Source organism: Neobacillus sp. DFD-2R (assembly GCF_057747865.1).
The window spans coordinates 199,928-216,829 of sequence record NZ_CM173228.1 but is presented as its reverse complement, the minus strand read 5'-3'; the positions used below and the strand labels follow the sequence as shown (position 1 = coordinate 216,829).

Below are 16,902 nucleotides of genomic sequence, written 5' to 3'. Positions count from 1 at the left end.
ATTAAAACTTTTAAAATTCATTAAAAAAGGCAAGCACCATTCATGCTCACCTTTTTCTCAACAATGCGAATGAGACGATATATTCCAAGCTTACGTAAAAGATGGCACTCTCAACAAATATTTTAACCGAGCGGTTATATTATTTAATAAGAATGCTGCTCTTATACCTATTATAAATAGGGCTGTGATTAAGCTGATAAGAATATTCAACGTATATCCCTCCACATTGAAGTTTAGTGTTAAATGCTAACACTAAGGTTAGTGTTAATCTAATAAACAGATTTATTCAGTTGAAAAATTACATATAGTGCAGATGTTGGTTGCCATGAAACGTTTTTAACATATAATCCTGAGCAGGTACATTCCGTTTTTTATAGGAAAGGAGAAACTCCTTATTATCGTAGGGCACTTCATGAAACGAAACATTGATTTGCCCGGCTTCACCGACATTTATCGTAGCGTAAGGAGCAAAAGGCTTGTGATGACAGCCTAGAGAGCCGGGGTTAAGATAAAGCCGTTCCCTGGATTTAAAATGGTGGATTCTATGGTGGTGCCCAAAACAAACAATATCGGCATTGATTGCTTGATAGCATTTTTCAAGTTTTTTTGTCGTTGGCTTTTTATCGATTGTTAAAAATTTCTCTTGTTCATCTAAGTGGTAATGGACAAAAAGAAACCTTTTTCCGCTGTGGTTCGCCGATAATTTTTTGGGCATTTTTAATAAATAAGGGATAAATTTTTTATCTAAACGAGGGGCAATCCAGTGATGGACCTCCCGTTGTTCACCAACACTGGCCGGTTCATTACCCAAGATTATATTTACTACTGCCTCATCGTGATTTCCCATAACGAAAGATATCTCATTACGCGAAAATAGTAACTCAAGGACTTCATTTGTTTCATGTCCGATACCGATTAAATCACCTAAACAATAAATATGTTCAATCTGACTATCTTTATCAATCTCGTCCAAAACTGCTTTCAACGCCGAACGATTCCCATGAATATCTGTGATAATCGCTAGTTTACTCCCCATATTCATACACCCGCTTATTCGGTTCAAATCATCAACCTATTTTATGCTTGAATAAGCAAGTTTGAATCTGAAAATAGCGATGACTATTTTTGTCATCGCACGCACATGCCCAATTAACTCTTACTTATTGCTTTGCCAGTTTATCACGGTCCGGTGCCAGAGGCGGCTCCTCCAGCCATCCATTATCGATCATGATTTTGGCTCCGTCTTCCGCATATGTTGCTATTTCTGCGGATAAACGAACATAATCGAGCGCCAAATCTTTTCTTGAACTGGTTGCCATACTTGTTCCATAGTAGCCAATACTCAATGCGGTCAAAAAAGTCGCCATAAACATCAACATCTTATCAGAAAAAGGGGCCACTTTTGAGTCTGTTACTTCCGTATCCCACGACATCGGAGCAGGTAAATCATTTTCTTCCAGCACGGAAGCAAATACCTTTGCATGTTTAAAAGCAATTTCCTTTCCTCTAACCATAAATTCCGCTACTTCTTTTGATTGAGCCACTTGCCTCCATGCCATCATGGCTACATGGCCTAACGCATTTTTTTGTTGATTTGCATACAAGTTTGTGATTTCAATTGCTGTTAATGGTCTTTTTTTGCCTAATAATCCCGATATAAAATTTGGGCTTTTTACGAAGTGAACCTCTTTTGCCGGAGGTATGTAAGGCGACCGGACGTATAAGCCTTTAGATAATAAAAGATTTTTCGTCATCGTATTAAACTCGCTCAGTTCATTTAGACATTCGGCAAAATAGGAATCTAAATCTGAACGGACAGAAAACGTCTTGGCAACCGCATAAAAATTAAGAGCAACAATTCCCATATTATGTATAAAATTTAACATAAAACTATCCGAAAATAGTCGAGGAGCGGATCTGTTTACATCTTCATCCACTTTAAATCCATATGGTACCGGATACCCATCTTTTTGAAAAAACACGGTCAATTTAGCCAAATGACTTTCTGATAGTTCTAATCCCTGCTCTATAATGAGGCGTACTTGACTATCCTCCACTATTTCCAAGAAGTATGTATATAAACAATGCGACATGCTGCTGTTAATATAAGCTGACCAAATTTGGGCCACTTCTACAGCGGTCAGTTGAATGTTATGTTCAGATTCCATTTACACTGCTCCTTCCATTTTTTTATATTATCTTTCCCTAATCTGAAAATATATATTGATCAATTTATTTAGACTTTTGGTTAAGAATGAAGTCTTTGTTGTCTTTAAGCATTTTCTCTGTTTCTACCAAGTTTTTTAGTTGATTCTGAATCGATTTTTTATGATCCTCCAAAAGTTATTCGTTGTATATTCACATTCATTATATAATTGGGCATACTTCCTAATTTGGGCTAAGGGCATATTTCGCAGCCACCCCAGACGTGCTTCAGTTATAATCTTTTTCAGGAATAATAATTTTCTCCTTTTCGTAATACCTTAATGTATGAGCGCTTACCCCCAATACTAATTGCGTACATCAAAGCCTCCAAATGTTCGATTTTTAAACATTTGACTTAGAGTGGACTCTAACCACTATAATCTACATTATAACTTTCAAAATTCATTCAGGAGGAATTCACATGAAATACACTGTTATTACCGGAGCTAGTTCAGGTATTGGCTATGAAACCGCACTCGCTTTTGCCTCTCGCGGAAAAAACTTAATCCTTGTAGCCCGCAGAAAAGATAAGTTAGCGGAATTAAAATCAGCGATCGCACATCTTAACCAAGACTTAGATGTAGTCATTCAAACAACGGACTTATCCGTTACTGAAAATGCGTATAAACTTTATGAAAATCTTCGTGAATTCCAAATTGAAACGTGGATTAACAATGCCGGGTTTGGGAACTTTGCTTCCGTTGCTAACCAAAACCTAAACAAGATAGAGGAAATGTTACATTTAAATATTGAAGCATTAACCATTCTGACATCTCTTTTCGTTCGGGACTATTCAACTGTTGAGGGTACACAATTGATCAATGTATCATCAGGCGGAGGATATACGATTGTGGCAGATGCCATTACCTACTGCGCTTCTAAATTTTACGTGAGTGCCTTTACAGAAGGACTTGCACATGAGCTAAAAGCTCAAGGAGCAAAAATGCAAGCTAAAGTTTTAGCTCCCGCTGCCACTGAAACTGAATTTGCAAAACGTTCTCTTGATATTGACGAATTCGAATACAATGGCACGGTACCAAAGTATCATACATCAAAACAAATGGCAGGCTTTATGTTAGACCTTTACGATAGTGAAAAGGTAGTAGGCATTGTAGATGGATATACATATGAGTTTAAACTTAGAGACCCAATATATCCTTTTGCCGTAAGAACAACAAGCTCGGATTCGTGATTAGAGTTAACAACCGGTATCTTTTATCCTTAAATTGAAATATTAATAAGTGTTGATATAAGGGGGTAATATGGATGCCGGTTGTGAAGGCTCGAAGTTCAGATATTGAACATTGCTTAGGGCAGAAGGTGAAGGTGAAGGTGAAGGTATGCTGCTGATTGGAAATGTTGGTATTAATCGAATAAGAGCACTTTATCGGAATTCGAACGATCCCGCAATGCCTTATCAGTCTCATGCCTTTGAAGCTGTTCAGCATGTGCCACTTTGAACAATTTACCTGCCAACCTCATCATTATCAAGCTAAAAAGCCTGGCCCGGTAATCTTTCTTCCCTTCTCTAAGGTTTTTTTCCATTTTTTAGTGGAAATCCCTATCTCAAAGGATCCGTTAAGTTTCCTTTTTTATTTACCTGCCACTTTGGTCGATTTACCTGCCACTTTCAACGATTTATCTGCCACTTCGATCGATTTACCTGCCACTTTCAATGGTTTATCTGCCACTTCGACTGATTTATCTACCACTTTCAACGATTTACCTGCCAACCTCATCATTATCAAGCTAAAAAGCCTGAATCGGTAATCTTTCTTCCCCTTCTCTAAGGTTTTTTCCCATTTTTTAGTGGAAATCCCTATCTCAAAGGATCCATTAAGTTTCCCTTTTTATTTTACCTGCCACTTTGGTCGATTTACCTGCCACTTTCAACGGTTTATCTGCCACTTCGATCGATTTACCTGCCACTTTCAACGGTTTATCTGCCACTTCGATCGATTTACCTGCCACTTTCAACGGTTTATCTGCCACTTCGATCGATTTACCTGCCACTTTCAATGGTTTATCTGCCACTTCGACTGATTTATCTGCCACTTTCAACGATTTACCTGCCAACCTCATCATTATCAAGCTAAAAAGCCTGAATCGGTAATCTTTCTTCCCCTTCTCTAAGGTTTTTCCCCATTTTTTGGTGGAATTCCCTATCTCAAAGGATCCATTAAGTTTCCTTTTTTATTTTACCTGCCACTTTCAACGGTTTATCTGCCACTTCGACCGATATACCTGCCACTTCGACCAATTTACCTGCCACCCACCTCTCTAAATTTTAATACCATTTATTTCTAAAATCCCCTCTTTTAAGGTACATTAAGTAAGAAGACAAGTGAAAGGATGATTTGCATTGCAAAAACAAATTAAACTGATTAAAAGGCCGAAGGGAACGCCTACGTATGAGGATTTTGAAATGGCGGAGGGGCCGGTCGGCGAACCGTCATCCGGTGAGATTCTTGTACGAACTGTTTATATTTCAGTCGATCCGTATTTACGCGGGCGGATGAATGAAGGAAAATCCTATATTCCTCCTTTTGGGTTGAATGAAGTGATTTCGAGCGGTGCGATTGGGCAGGTTGTTGAATCCCGGTCAGAACATTTTTCAAAAGGGGATGTCGTGCTCGGATCACTGGGATGGCAGGAATATTCCGTTGTGAAAGACAGTGCGGCCCGTAAAATCGATCAGAATCTGGCACCTGCATCTGCCTTTTTAAGTGTATTAGGCATGACCGGTTTAACCGCCTATTTCGGCTTATTGGATATCGGGAAACCGAAAGAAGGTGAAACCGTTGTCGTATCAGGTGCTGCAGGGGCTGTTGGTTCTATAGTCGGCCAAATTGCAAAAATCAAAGGTGCCCGTGTTGTCGGGATTGCCGGTTCAGATGATAAAATCAAATTCCTTGTCGATGAATTAGGCTTTGATACGGCTATTAACTACAATACGCAGGATGTTGCAACCGCCTTACAGGAGGCATGCCCGAATGGAATTGACGTTTATTTTGAGAACGTCGGCGGCAAAATTGCCGATGCCGTCTTCCCGCTCTTGAACAATTTTGCCCGCATTCCCGTGTGCGGAGCGATTTCATCCTACAATAACGCGGAAGCAGATGTAGGGCCGCGCGTGCAAACGTATCTAATCAAGACCAGTTCGTTAATGCAAGGCTTTACTGTCGGAAACTATTCATCCCGTTTTGGTGAAGGCGCCAAAGAGCTGGCGGGCTGGCTGAAAGAAGGAAAACTGAAGTATGAAGAAACCATCACAGAGGGGTTTGAGCATACGATTGACGCTTTCTTAAATCTTTTTAAAGGTGCGAATCTTGGAAAGTCGCTGGTGAAAGTAGCAGAGATCGAATAAGGGTACAGTCAAGTCTAACGAAATGCATAAATGAAAAAGCCGGTTCTCCCGAGAACCGGCTTTTCTTTTATTGTATCGGTGCCCCCGGTGGATAATAGAACGGCGGAACTTTAAGCCACCCTCGTTTTTTCGAAAGTGCTTTCAGGGTTACTCCTAAATTCATGTATTCCTGTAAAAATTCAACCCATATCATATTAACATCGTTACGTACACACTCTGTTATGGCGTTCGTACAAATTGATATCCCAAGAACCATTTTAATATTAAGGCTGTTTGCCAGTTCCTCATCCGTTAACTTGACGCCCATCGGAACCTCATTAGGGTCTGAGTTGGGTTTAGACTCGCTTAAGGCTGGTAAGGGAACTCCCTCTAACCGCATAAAGTCTATGAGCCGTTCTTTCTGCGATTTGAACATCTTTATAGCATCATGAAATGCGTTTCTCAAATCGGGGTCGGTTGTGCTGTTTACCCCCGCTTCAGAATGTACTTGTTGATCCGCCAATTCAGAAAGGAATGACCAGAAAGACATAACCTCACCAACATGTAAGGGTGGTTTTGGCTCATCGTCCATAAGCGATTGCACTACATTTTTAACAGCTTCTACTATATCTGGCACTTACCTCACCTTCCTGGATTCGGTGAACCTGGTGGATAATACAGCGGTGGAACTTTAAGCCACCCTCGTTTTCGCATCAGTGATTTATATGTTGTTAAAAAGGTTATATGTTCTTGCAAAAATTTAGCCCAAATCATTCCAAGATCCATACGAAGGGATTGGGCTGAGGCATTTGCACAGTTAGTAATCGCCATCGATACTTTTTTCTTAAGACTGTTTGCCAGTTCGAGATCCGTTAACTTGACGCCCAACGGAACCCTAGTTGGATTGGAGAGTGGTTTAGACTCACTTAAGCGTGGTAAGGGAACTCCTTCTGCGATCATAAATTCTATAAGCCGTTCCTTCTGCGATTTGAACATTTCTACTGCTTCATGAAATGCTTCTCTCAATTCAGGGTCCGTTGTGCTGTTAATACCTACTTCTGTTTGAACCTGTGTCTCCCCGTCTAAAGCCAAAACTAACCAGCAGAGCATGGCTTCACCGATGTGTAAGGGTGATTTTGGCTCCTCGTCAACGAACGATTGGACCACACTTTTAACAGCTTGCAATACGCTTGGGCACATATTTTCACCTTCCTTCCTTTCTTTCATTTAAATTTCCCTAAAGGTATATTTCTAATACAAATCACTATATTCGCTATACTTTTAAGTTTTACTAAAAACAATAATGTATACAAAAACAACAAAAAAACACCTCTGATTTTACAGAAGTGCTGCATTTAAACCTTATAACCAATGATCGGGCCTGCGTAAAGCGGGCGGTAATGCCGTGTTACTATCGCCCTTAGCCGAATTAATTTGCGCCTGGGTGAGAAAGATGCTTCCTGTGAGATTCGCACCGCTTAAATCAGCATCTCTAAAGTCTGCACCAATAAGATCAGTCATTCTCATGTCAGCATCTCTGAGGTCCGCTGCTATAAGCAACGCTCCTCTTAAGTTAGCTCCTCTAAGGTCTGCCCCTCTTAAATTTGCACCGATTAGGTCCCTTTTTTGATTTTTCTTGCGGGAAGCTTTTGTACGTACCAGTTCACTGGTGCGCAGCAGGACATCATTAACGACCGCCCGATGTGCGGGAACATTAAGGCGGAGGATCGATTGGGGACTTAGATTGGTGAGATCTTCCGTTTCCTCCAGTACCGCCAGCAGATCCTTATAAATAGGTTGGGCAGCTTCTAAACGAAGGGCTTCATTTAAGTAATAAAGCATTTCATGAAGCTGTTGCATAACGGGAAATACATCAAACATTTCCTTAGCTGACCTCGGGTTATCCCGCCAATCGTTTCCACCATAACTGACCTGTGATACTTTTTGACCTGCACCGAAGCATTCATATACAGCACAGCCCCGAAACCCTTTTTCCCTAAGATTTTTATGAATACCGCACCGATAATCCGATTGCAGGTTTGAACAAGGTGTACCTCCGGCTTTATCCGATGCAAAGTCAGCAGATTTTGCATACGGCAAAGCAACACAGCACAAACCAAAACAATTTTCACAGTCTGCACGTAAATCATTAAGTATATTGTCATTCTTTTCCAATAGATTAGACAATACTTACACGTCCTTTATTTTTCTAATAATTTTACAATAATACCACTATGTAAAAAATACAATCACGAATAGTAGATTCGTCGAAAATGCGAACATTCTCCCATAAATTTCTTATTACACCGTAACAGAATTCATTATTTTTTGTCTTTTTTTTAGAACCTTTGTCGAAACCGTATCGCAATCCGAAATATCTTTTTATAATAACTTCTATCAATACTAAATCCGAAAATTCATTTAGGAGAATGCTCAATTATGGACAAACGTTTGCTGGAATTATTGCTAATGAAGCGTATTGATCGACTAAAAAAGAAAATGGTGATGGTTGCTGAAATAACAGGAATGAATAGTTATCAAACTGTTCTTTGCAGCCAAGAGCTCGATAAGCTCCTAAACCTACATATGAAACATTTTTCAGGTAAGAAGTCCAGAAAGATGTTAAACCACGCTTCGTAAAAATGACCTTTAACCCTCCCGGTAAATGAGATACCGGGAGGATATTTTTTTTAAAAATAATAACCTTCATCAAAATGGAAATACTTAACTTTAAATTTTACACAATATTCAGGACTTGACTGGCTTATTCGGACAGGACTTGCAGGAAATCGCCTTTGACAGTCCGAATGAGGTGGTATTCGGACAAGACTTGCAGGAAATTGCCTTTGTTTGTCCGAATGCGGGGCTTATTTGGACAGGGCTTGAAGGAAATCGCCTTTGTTTGTCCGAATGAGGGGCTTATTCGGACAGAACTTGCAAAAAATTGCCTTTGTTTGTCCGAATGCGGGGCTTATTCGGACAGGCCCTTGAAGGAAATTGCCTTTGTTTGTCCGAATACGGAGCTTATTCAGACTGGGCTTTCAGAAAATTGCCTACGACAGTCCGAATGCGGGGCTTATTCGGACAGGGCTTGAAGGAAATCGCCTTTGTTTGTCCGAATGCGGGGCTTATTCGGACAGGGCTTTCAGAAAATTGCCTTTGTTTGTCCGAATGCGGGGCTTATTCGGACAGGACTTGCAAAAAATCGCCTTTGGCAGTCCGAATGCAAGGCTTATTCGGACAGAACTTGCAAAAAATCGCCTTTGTTTGTCCGAATGCGGGGCTTATTCGGACAGGGCTTTCAGAAAATTGCCTTTGTTTGTCCGAATGCGGGGCTTATTCGGACAGGACTTGCAAAAAATCGCCTTTGGCAGTCCGAATGCAAGGCTTATTCGGACAGAACTTGCAAAAAATTGCCTTTGTTTGTCCGAATGCGGGGCTTATTCGGACAGAACTTGCAAAAAATCGCCTACGACAGTCCGAATGCAAGGCTTATTCGGACAGAACTTGCAAAAAATTGCCTACGACAATCCCAATGCAAGGCTTATTCGGACTTAGCTTTCAAGAAATCGCCTTTGACAGTCCGAATGCGGGGCTTATTCGGACAGAACTTGCAAAAAATCGCCTACGACAGTCCGAATGCAAGGCTTATTCGGACAGAACTTGCAAAAAATTGCCTACGACAATCCCAATGCAAGGCTTATTCGGACAGAGCTTTCAAGAAATCGCCTTTGACAGTCCGAATACGGGGCTTATTCGGACAGGGCTTGCAGGAAATTGCCTACGACAGTCCGAATGAGAGGGGTATTCGGACAGGTCTTGCAAAAAATCGCCTTTGACAGTCCGAATGTGAGATCTTTAAAAAAACGATCCCTCTTTTGAATCATCCGTGTAAAAAACTCCCATTTGATAATCCCCTTATTATTGGAAACGCTAAACTTACACAAAAAAGAAAAGAGGGTGATACGTGATGCCTAATGTTTTTGAAGCAGTGATCGATTACATAAAAACAACCGTTGATACGGAGCCAAAGCCCCGCCCGCATATTGGCGAAGCGATGGGCTGCTGGCTTTATTACACGGCAATATCAGAGGAAATCCCACCTTTGGAAGCATGTTTAAACACCACAACCGATGACGAATTAATAAAATTATTAAAAAGATCGCTTAATTTAGCGCACCATCAAAAAAAGACCCTTGAAAAATTCATGCTGGATGAAGGAATTCCCTTATCCCGGGTATCTCCGTCTAAACCAAAATCTGATCCCTATTGTGTTCCTTTAGGTGTAAAAATCACAGATGATGAAATCGCGAACTTTATTGCGGCTAAGGTCACTTCCAATATTGTAATGGCTTCAACGAATATGGCTGAATCGATTCGAAGTGATATCGGTCTCATGTGGGCAAGGTTTCATGCTGAGAAAATGGTTTTTGGGATGGAATTAAAAACAGCGATGCGTAAACGGGGCTGGATTAAAGTACCGCCTTATTACTATCCTCCGGGGGCACCAAGCAAATAAGACCGGTGCCCCTTTTTGGGAGCTTCTCCATTCTAGCCCTCACTATTAATCTTTTGAATTCGCTTCAAAATGGTTGTTAACGTTTGTTCTAAATTTTTTAATTCGCCCAAATCCATCGATAGGTTTTCTACTAGCCTTGTAGGAATGCATTCTGCTTTGTCTCTTAGCTCTTCGCCTTTTTTTGTCAGTGAAATGATTACACTCCGCTCATCCTCTAACGACCGACGGCGCTCGATCAGTTGATTCCCTTCCATTCTTTTAAGCATCGGCGTTAACGTACCGGAATCTAAAAACAATTTCCGTCCTAACTCTTTTACGGTTACCGAATTTTTTTCCCATAACACCAACATAACCAAATATTGCGGATAGGTGACCTCCAGTTCCTCCAGTAACGTACGATATAACTTGGTAATTTCCCGCTCCACTGAATAAATCTTAAAACAGATTTGATTTTCGAGTTTTAAATTTTTCGTATTCATAAATGATTCCTCTTTCTCCATTCATATTCATCATTATAATACACAAACGATCCTTTTTAAACACAATTTAATTGTACACAATTTAATTGTTGACTTTATTTTATACCGGCGTTAATATGAATTTGTACCATTTGATTGTACACAATTTAATTTTATAAAATCAAAATAGGGAGAGATTTGAATATGGAATCATTGTACACAGCAATCGCTACTGCAGAGGGCGGAAGAACAGGAAAAGTAACCTCCAGTGATGGCACACTGAACTTAGCTCTTTCTATGCCTAAATCACTTGGCGGGCAAGGCAAAGAACAGGCAACAAATCCTGAACAGCTATTTGCGGCAGGCTATGCAGCTTGCTTTGACAGTGCCTTGAATTTAGTCGCGAGACAATCAAGAAAACGGATCGAATCCAAAGTTACTGCGGAAGTATCCATCGGAAAGGATTCGGATGGCGGATTTAAGCTGGGGGTTGTTTTAAATGTGGCTGTAAAAGGAATTTCTTTGGAAGAAGCCGAGGAATTGGTTGAAATGGCACACGGTGTTTGCCCGTATTCTAAAGCAACGAAAGGGAATATTGACGTTGAGTTAACGACAGCTCTATTTTAAATTTAACGGGATAGGTCTTTTGCCTATCCCTCTTTCATTTCAACTATTGATTTTTAATCTTTATTGCACAATCCCGGCTAAAGTTATCGAATACCAACCACCCGGAATGGGAAATTTAATAAATAGTTCTATTCTTGATTCCAAGGGGAAACTATGTATAAACTGAATATATGGTTAAATAACCCGCTTATTTTCGATATAGTTTTTTTATCATTATGCTTGTTAGCACCCTTTTTAACTACTTTATCTATCGAAATGAAATGGATTTGGAGTCTGTCTTAAACGAAATTCGAAAAAATAAAGGAAAACAATTTGATCCCGAAATAACGGAAGTATTTCTAAGCTTATTTGATGATGAAAAAGCACAAAATAGAAGAAGCGGGTACAGTCCGAGTTAGTTGGCGAAGCCTTTGTGCGGTCGAGCCTTTGGGGAACTAACGGTGGTGCTCAAAATGGGCTGAGCAAGGTTGACGGACATTTTTCCCGTTCATTCGTTGGATTTTGTCCTTCAAAGCCCGGTTCAAGGACACTTTTCCCTTTCACTCCAGGGATTTTGTCCTTCAAAGCCCGGTTCAAGGACACTTTTCTCTTTCACTCCCTTGATTTTGTCCTTCAAAGCCCGGTTCAAGGACACTTTTCTCTTTCACTCGAGGGATTTTGTCCTTCAAAGCCCGGTTCAAGGACTCTTTTCTCTTTCACTCCCTTGATTTTGTCCTTCAAAGCCCGGTTCAAGGACACTTTTCCCTTTCACTCCAGGGATTTTGTCCTTCAAAGACCAGTTCAAGGACACTTTACTCTTTCACTCCCTTGATTTTGTCCTTCAAAGCCCGGTTCAAGGACACTTTTCTCTTTCACTCCCTTGATTTTGTCCTTCAAAGCCCGGTTCAAGGACTCTTTTCCCGTTCAATACACCGCCACCCGATTCCGCCCTTCATGCTTAGCCCTATACAGTGCTTTATCCGCCTGTTCGAGTAACTGTTTCTGTGAATACACTGGAGAAGGGATTATCGTAGCAGCGCCCACGCTTGTTGATACAAAGGGATCTACCGTTGAAGTTGCGTGAGGAATTTTCAACATCCCCACTCTCCTTCGGATCTTTTCGGCAACTTGCATCGCACCTTCGGCATTTGTATCCGGCAGCAAAATAACGAACTCTTCTCCTCCATATCTCGCTCCTAAATCCCGCGGCCTTTCCAGAACTTCACTAAACGAGCGTGCAATTTCTGTTAAACAATAATCCCCCGCCTGGTGACCATATGTATCATTATAGGCTTTAAAATAATCAACATCGCACAATAAGATCGACAGCGGCGAGGAATTACGGGCAGCCGCTTTCCATTCAAGCTCGAACATTTCGTCAAAATACCTTCTGTTCGGTATGCCGGTTAGTCCGTCTATATTTGAAAGACGTTCCAATAATTCATTCGCTTCCTTTAATTGCTGTTCGATTTTTTTCCGTTCAGAAATGTCCCGAAAAGTACTCATAATCGCCGGTTTTCCATTATATTGAATGAGGCTTGCTGAAACCTCAAACATAATCGTTTCATCTCTGACGTTCAACAGCTGCGCTTCAAATTTAGCATAGGATATTTGTCCGCGGTATAGCTGCTCAATCAGAGGCAGCACCTCTTTATATTTATTCGAAGGAAAAAAATCAAAACTTCCACTGCCAATCAGTTCAGATGCATTGTTTAAGCCAATAAGCGCTGCCGATTTTTCATTCGCATAAACAATCTTGTTGTTCTGGTATACACATAGACCATCAGGCGAAAGGTCAGCAAGTTTTCTGTATCTCTCTTCACTCTCTTTTAAAGCCGCTTCCGTCTGTTTCCGATCCGAAATATCGCGAATAATACTGCTAAAAAAGAGAATACCTCCCGTCGTCCAATTATTGATGGAAAGCTCAATCGGAATGACCTTCCCATCTTTCCGAATTCCCTCAAGCTCAAGGGTTTTTCCAAGTATCTTAGACGTTCCTTCCGAAAAATATCTTTCCACCCCCCGGCTATGTGCTTCTTTATAATCATCGGGAATAATCCACTCGATATTTTTTCCTAACGCTTCCTCTTTTGTATATCCGAAAATCCTTTCTGCCCCTTTATTCCAAGACGTAATCAGCATATAACTATCCGTCAAAATAATCGCATCCTGAGCAGATTGACTTACAGTCGTAAATTTAGCTTCCGAATCAATAAAGGATAACCCGAAACTAAGTAAGGGAAAGATTCTATTTATCACATGCATTTGTATGTTTGAAAAATGATAGGGGTTCTTCGAAGCTAGCTTTATTCCTGCAATCACTTCGTTTTGATCCAGTATCGGGATAAAAATCGAAGAACGCACCCCTTCAGCAAACAATCTTTGCTCTAACCTGCCCATCGGACGCAACTGATTCCAGTTCGGATATAAAACAGTCGAACCGGCTCCCAATTCTCCTAATGAATCCACCTCTTCTTTTCCAATAATAAAATCGGTCAATTGATAATGGCCATTTTCCAATGTACTAAGTATTTTGGAATGCTTCCCATCAATAATCACAATACTGCCAAATTCACACTGCACCAATTTTGTCAGTTCCTCAAGGGCCTTTTGATAAATCTGCTCCATATCAGACTCTCGAAATAGTTGGATGAGAAACACAGTCGATTCGTTTAACTCGATTCTAACCTTAACCATATGGAAGAGATAATGGATAAAAGCAGCGAAAATCCCTCCCGCTAAAATAACGGCAGAGAAGTACGGGATAAAACCCAGATGGGTTTTGAGTACCAATAACAAGGTAAGATTTCCGATCAATAATGAAAAGACAATTAATAAGGCCCATTTTAGAAGGTATTGATAGGTTCGATTTGAAATAAACCCAAGACAAATACCGAGGAGAACAATAGAAGTTGCCCCAATGACGGATGCAGAATTGATCCCATTGATAAAAAGAAGTCGATAGATACCTAAAATAACACCGGTGATGACGGCTGCGGGGAACCCGCCGTAAAATGCGGATAACATCACGGCCAATTGACGAAAATCCAAAATGATATGATCTTCGATTGTAACCCCAATAAAAATTACAATAATACCAAAAACTCCATGAATAAGACCAATAAGAATTTTTTTCCTTACTGACAATTGATGGTGCGGCTTGTTGAAAAAATAGGCTGAGATGAAAACAAACAGACTAATCAAAGCCGCGTTTTCGACGAAATGAACAAACAAAAAAAAACCCTCCTGAAGGCCTGCATCCATAATAAACATCTATTTACTTATTTTAGCAACCGGAACTTAAAAGTAAATAAACAAAATGGTAATATAGATGACAAATTTCAATAATGGGATAGGCAGCCTCGCCTATCCCCCTATCGTACGATTCAATAAGTTTAGCATATCGGCAAAGTCGAAGGGTGCTTCTATTCTAACGGCTTCCGCAAATTGCGACACAAGCTTCAATGTTTCGATACTCTGGACAGGATAATGCCCTGCAGCGCTTTCAGCGGACAGCATGACAGCGTTCGTCCCGTCCATTACGGCTTGGAATACATCGGTGACCTCCGCCCTTGTCGGTAACGAGTTTTCCACCATCGATTGCAGCATTTGCGTAGCGGTAATCAAATACGTCCCCATCCGGTTACATTCGGAAATCATCGCTTTTTGCAGCAATGGAATCCATTGATACGGCAGCTCCACACCAAGATCACCCCGGGCAATCATTACCGCATCCGTCTCCCGGCAGATTTCTTGAAAATTTTTAATCGCCTCAATGGTTTCAATTTTTGCCACCAGCTTTGGTGCCTTTCCTTTCATAAAGCTGCGCACTTCTTTGATATGGGATGCCCTGCGGACAAATGAGCAGGCAATGAAATCAATTTCTTCCTGTAAAAGGAATTGAATATCCTCTTTATCTTTTTCGGTAATGGCAGGTAAGCCCGTCACTACACCGGGAAGATTTACGCCTTTATGCGATGCGATTTCACCACCTGTTTTGACAGTTGTGACCACCTTCGTTTCTTCCACATCGGTAGCAACCAATTCTACCGCGCCGTCATTAATCAATATTCGATCCTCAGGCTTCACATCTTTAACGATCCCTTCGTAATCGACACTTGCCTGATTCTCGTTCCCTGCTACTTTATCAATGTGAAGGGTGAAGGTCTGCCCTGTTTGTAGCATGACTTTTTCACCGCTCACTTGGCCGAGCCTTATTTTGGGCCCTTGGAGGTCACCTATTATTTTTATTTCCTCACTCAGTGATTTTAGTAATCGAATAACCTTCCCGTGATCCTCATGGGTCCCGTGGGAAAAATTCAAGCGGGCAATCGTCATTCCGTGATTCATCAGTTCAGTGAGAACCTTTTTATCACTGCTGGCGGGGCCGATTGTACAAATGCGATCAATCGCCATCGTATCACCTCCATTTATGGTCGGACTTATTGTGCCCAAATCACCCGAATAATCTGAGGGAAGTTGCAAGAATCTTAATTAGAATAATCCTCTTACTGTAGGAAAAAATAAAAAAAAATAAACGGGGGAAATTGTTTTCATGACGACAAAAGCAGATTTAACTTCAGCAGAAATTGCCAATCTTTGGAGTGCGTATATCGATAATAATGCGATGATAACTAAGTTAAAATATGTCTTTAAAATAATGGAAGATACTGAAATTCTCCCAATTATTGAAAAAGCAAACGAATTTTCCGAAAACAATATTAAACAACTTAAACAGATATTCGAAAATGAAGACTTTGCCGTTCCATTGGGCTTTACCGATGCAGACGTGGATGCAGCTGCTCCTCGGTTATTTTCAGATACCCTTTTTTTAGAATTTATTCAAAAAAAAATGAATCTTAATTTAAATGCCTATTCTATGGCATTAACTCACACGACACGTATGGATATTCGCAGCTTCTTTAGCCAATGTTTAATAGCTTCTACCCAAATTTTTAATGAAGCAACGGATTTAATGCTGTCAAAAGGCATTTATGCAAGACCGCCCATTATTCCCACGCCTGATACAGTTGATATGACTGAAAGACAAAGCTTCCTGACGGGTTGGTTCGGTTCGCGCAGACCGTTAACGGCTATGGAAATTGCCCATTTGTTCTTTAATATTAACCGTAATGCTTTAGGTCAAACATTATTAATGGGGTATAGTCAAGTTGCAAAAGCAAAAGAAGTACGCGATTATATGAGTCGCGGTGCTGATATTGCCAAAAAAAACATTGAAATTTTCAGTTCCGTTTTAATGGATGAAGGTTTTCCCCCTCCAATGATTTGGTCGTCTAAGATTGAAGATACGACCGTTTCTCCTTTTTCGGACAAATTTTTAATGAATGAAGTTGCCCTCATAACACAGGCCGGCGTTGCGTTTTATGGTCGTTCGTTAGCTTTAGCACAAAGACATGATTTAGGTTCGCATTATTTGCGAATAATGGCGGAAAGTCTTCAATACGGTGAGGACGGGGCAAAAATTTTAATTAAGCACGCCTGGTTAGAAGAACCGCCCCAAATGAAAAACTTCAGAAAAAGATGAAGACCGCCTTTTAATAACCGGTTTACTTGTGAGCTGCAAAACTGTCAATCTAAGGTGGAATCTTGCCATTAAACACAAGCTTTTCATCAATGGAAACGCAGTATCTTGAAAAATACCTCGAAATTTTTTTCAAGCCATTCTTTCTTTTATGCTATTTTGGATAGATGTTGATTTTAAGAAGACCCCCATCTTGACCGTTTACTTTTAAACGGTCTTTTAGTTA

At 40.5% G+C, this 16,902-nt stretch carries 18 protein-coding genes and 2 pseudogenes; 8 read left to right on the top strand and 12 right to left on the bottom strand.

Annotation, left to right across the window (positions count from 1 at the left end):
• Nucleotides 1-298 precede the first annotated feature (298 nt).
• The 3 genes and pseudogenes from AC3ANV_RS01100 to AC3ANV_RS01090 form a co-directional block, all read right to left on the bottom strand.
• Nucleotides 299-1,036, bottom strand: coding sequence for a metallophosphoesterase family protein (locus AC3ANV_RS01100; protein WP_488311866.1), 738 nt, complete (start codon nucleotides 1,034-1,036; stop codon nucleotides 299-301).
• 124 nt (nucleotides 1,037-1,160) lie between these two features.
• A complete protein-coding gene (locus AC3ANV_RS01095) occupies nucleotides 1,161-2,168 on the bottom strand; it encodes a DUF3231 family protein (RefSeq protein WP_488311865.1) in 1,008 nt (335 codons plus the stop codon).
• Nucleotides 2,169-2,232: 64 nt separating this feature from the next.
• A pseudogene (locus AC3ANV_RS01090) lies at nucleotides 2,233-2,508 on the bottom strand (MerR family transcriptional regulator).
• A gap of 118 nt (nucleotides 2,509-2,626) precedes the next feature.
• On the opposite strand from AC3ANV_RS01090, the gene AC3ANV_RS01085 reads away from it, so the two are divergent.
• Nucleotides 2,627-3,397 (top strand): SDR family NAD(P)-dependent oxidoreductase, encoded by a 771-nt coding sequence (locus AC3ANV_RS01085; RefSeq protein ID WP_488311864.1) that lies wholly within the window; start codon nucleotides 2,627-2,629, stop codon nucleotides 3,395-3,397.
• Between the two features lie 74 nt (nucleotides 3,398-3,471).
• Nucleotides 3,472-3,653 (top strand): annotated as a pseudogene (locus tag AC3ANV_RS01080) (cell wall hydrolase); the annotation flags it as partial.
• Here the strand turns inward: AC3ANV_RS01080 and AC3ANV_RS01075 are convergent.
• The 3 genes from AC3ANV_RS01075 to AC3ANV_RS01065 all read right to left on the bottom strand — a co-directional run bounded on the left by AC3ANV_RS01075 (nucleotide 3,571) and on the right by AC3ANV_RS01065 (nucleotide 4,266).
• The gene (locus AC3ANV_RS01075) at nucleotides 3,571-3,750 is read right to left on the bottom strand and encodes a hypothetical protein (RefSeq protein ID WP_488314362.1); all 180 of its coding nucleotides are present in this window, start codon (nucleotides 3,748-3,750) and stop codon (nucleotides 3,571-3,573) included. The pseudogene AC3ANV_RS01080 and the gene AC3ANV_RS01075 sit on opposite strands and share 83 nt — an antisense overlap.
• 47 nt (nucleotides 3,751-3,797) lie before the next feature.
• Nucleotides 3,798-3,923, bottom strand: coding sequence for a hypothetical protein (locus AC3ANV_RS01070; RefSeq protein WP_488311863.1), 126 nt, complete (start codon nucleotides 3,921-3,923; stop codon nucleotides 3,798-3,800).
• A 118-nt stretch (nucleotides 3,924-4,041) separates the two neighbouring features.
• Nucleotides 4,042-4,266, bottom strand: coding sequence for a hypothetical protein (locus tag AC3ANV_RS01065; RefSeq protein ID WP_488311862.1), 225 nt, complete (start codon nucleotides 4,264-4,266; stop codon nucleotides 4,042-4,044).
• Between the two features lie 301 nt (nucleotides 4,267-4,567).
• Between AC3ANV_RS01065 and AC3ANV_RS01060 the strand changes: the two genes are divergently transcribed.
• Complete coding sequence (locus tag AC3ANV_RS01060; RefSeq protein ID WP_488311861.1) at nucleotides 4,568-5,572, top strand: NADP-dependent oxidoreductase; 1,005 nt, start codon at nucleotides 4,568-4,570, stop codon at nucleotides 5,570-5,572.
• A gap of 67 nt (nucleotides 5,573-5,639) precedes the next feature.
• Here AC3ANV_RS01060 and AC3ANV_RS01055 read toward each other — a convergent pair whose 3' ends face one another.
• The 3 genes from AC3ANV_RS01055 to AC3ANV_RS01045 all read right to left on the bottom strand — a co-directional run bounded on the left by AC3ANV_RS01055 (nucleotide 5,640) and on the right by AC3ANV_RS01045 (nucleotide 7,738).
• Nucleotides 5,640-6,188 carry a DUF3231 family protein gene (locus AC3ANV_RS01055; protein WP_488311860.1) on the bottom strand — a complete coding sequence of 183 codons (549 nt, stop codon included), beginning with the start codon at nucleotides 6,186-6,188 and terminating at the stop codon, nucleotides 5,640-5,642.
• Nucleotides 6,189-6,193: 5 nt separating this feature from the next.
• Nucleotides 6,194-6,778, bottom strand: coding sequence for a DUF3231 family protein (locus AC3ANV_RS01050; protein ID WP_488311859.1), 585 nt, complete (start codon nucleotides 6,776-6,778; stop codon nucleotides 6,194-6,196).
• A 135-nt stretch (nucleotides 6,779-6,913) separates the two neighbouring features.
• A complete protein-coding gene (locus AC3ANV_RS01045) occupies nucleotides 6,914-7,738 on the bottom strand; it encodes a pentapeptide repeat-containing protein (protein ID WP_488311858.1) in 825 nt (274 codons plus the stop codon).
• A 252-nt stretch (nucleotides 7,739-7,990) separates the two neighbouring features.
• On the opposite strand from AC3ANV_RS01045, the gene AC3ANV_RS01040 reads away from it, so the two are divergent.
• From AC3ANV_RS01040 to AC3ANV_RS01030, 3 genes are all read left to right on the top strand, one after another.
• Nucleotides 7,991-8,191, top strand: a complete 201-nt coding sequence (locus AC3ANV_RS01040; protein ID WP_488311857.1) for an aspartyl-phosphate phosphatase Spo0E family protein — start codon at nucleotides 7,991-7,993, stop codon at nucleotides 8,189-8,191.
• A 363-nt stretch (nucleotides 8,192-8,554) separates the two neighbouring features.
• Complete coding sequence (locus AC3ANV_RS01035; RefSeq protein ID WP_488311856.1) at nucleotides 8,555-9,109, top strand: hypothetical protein; 555 nt, start codon at nucleotides 8,555-8,557, stop codon at nucleotides 9,107-9,109.
• Nucleotides 9,110-9,521: 412 nt separating this feature from the next.
• Nucleotides 9,522-10,070, top strand: a complete 549-nt coding sequence (locus tag AC3ANV_RS01030; RefSeq protein WP_488311855.1) for a DUF3231 family protein — start codon at nucleotides 9,522-9,524, stop codon at nucleotides 10,068-10,070.
• A 32-nt stretch (nucleotides 10,071-10,102) separates the two neighbouring features.
• On the opposite strand, the gene AC3ANV_RS01025 is transcribed toward AC3ANV_RS01030, so the two are convergent.
• Nucleotides 10,103-10,549 (bottom strand): MarR family winged helix-turn-helix transcriptional regulator, encoded by a 447-nt coding sequence (locus tag AC3ANV_RS01025; RefSeq protein ID WP_488311854.1) that lies wholly within the window; start codon nucleotides 10,547-10,549, stop codon nucleotides 10,103-10,105.
• Between the two features lie 183 nt (nucleotides 10,550-10,732).
• On the opposite strand from AC3ANV_RS01025, the gene AC3ANV_RS01020 reads away from it, so the two are divergent.
• Nucleotides 10,733-11,155, top strand: a complete 423-nt coding sequence (locus tag AC3ANV_RS01020; RefSeq protein WP_488311853.1) for an organic hydroperoxide resistance protein — start codon at nucleotides 10,733-10,735, stop codon at nucleotides 11,153-11,155.
• A 903-nt stretch (nucleotides 11,156-12,058) separates the two neighbouring features.
• Here AC3ANV_RS01020 and AC3ANV_RS01015 read toward each other — a convergent pair.
• Both AC3ANV_RS01015 and AC3ANV_RS01010 read right to left on the bottom strand, forming a co-directional pair.
• Entirely contained in the window at nucleotides 12,059-14,368 is a 2,310-nt protein-coding gene (locus tag AC3ANV_RS01015) for a diguanylate cyclase domain-containing protein (RefSeq protein ID WP_488311852.1), read from the bottom strand.
• Between the two features lie 132 nt (nucleotides 14,369-14,500).
• Nucleotides 14,501-15,550, bottom strand: a complete 1,050-nt coding sequence (locus AC3ANV_RS01010; protein WP_488311851.1) for a pyruvate kinase — start codon at nucleotides 15,548-15,550, stop codon at nucleotides 14,501-14,503.
• Nucleotides 15,551-15,689: 139 nt separating this feature from the next.
• Here AC3ANV_RS01010 and AC3ANV_RS01005 point away from each other — a divergent pair, with 139 nt between their 5' ends.
• The gene (locus AC3ANV_RS01005; protein WP_488311850.1) at nucleotides 15,690-16,679 is read left to right on the top strand and encodes a DUF3231 family protein; all 990 of its coding nucleotides are present in this window, start codon (nucleotides 15,690-15,692) and stop codon (nucleotides 16,677-16,679) included.
• The last annotated feature ends 223 nt before the right edge of the window (nucleotides 16,680-16,902 follow it).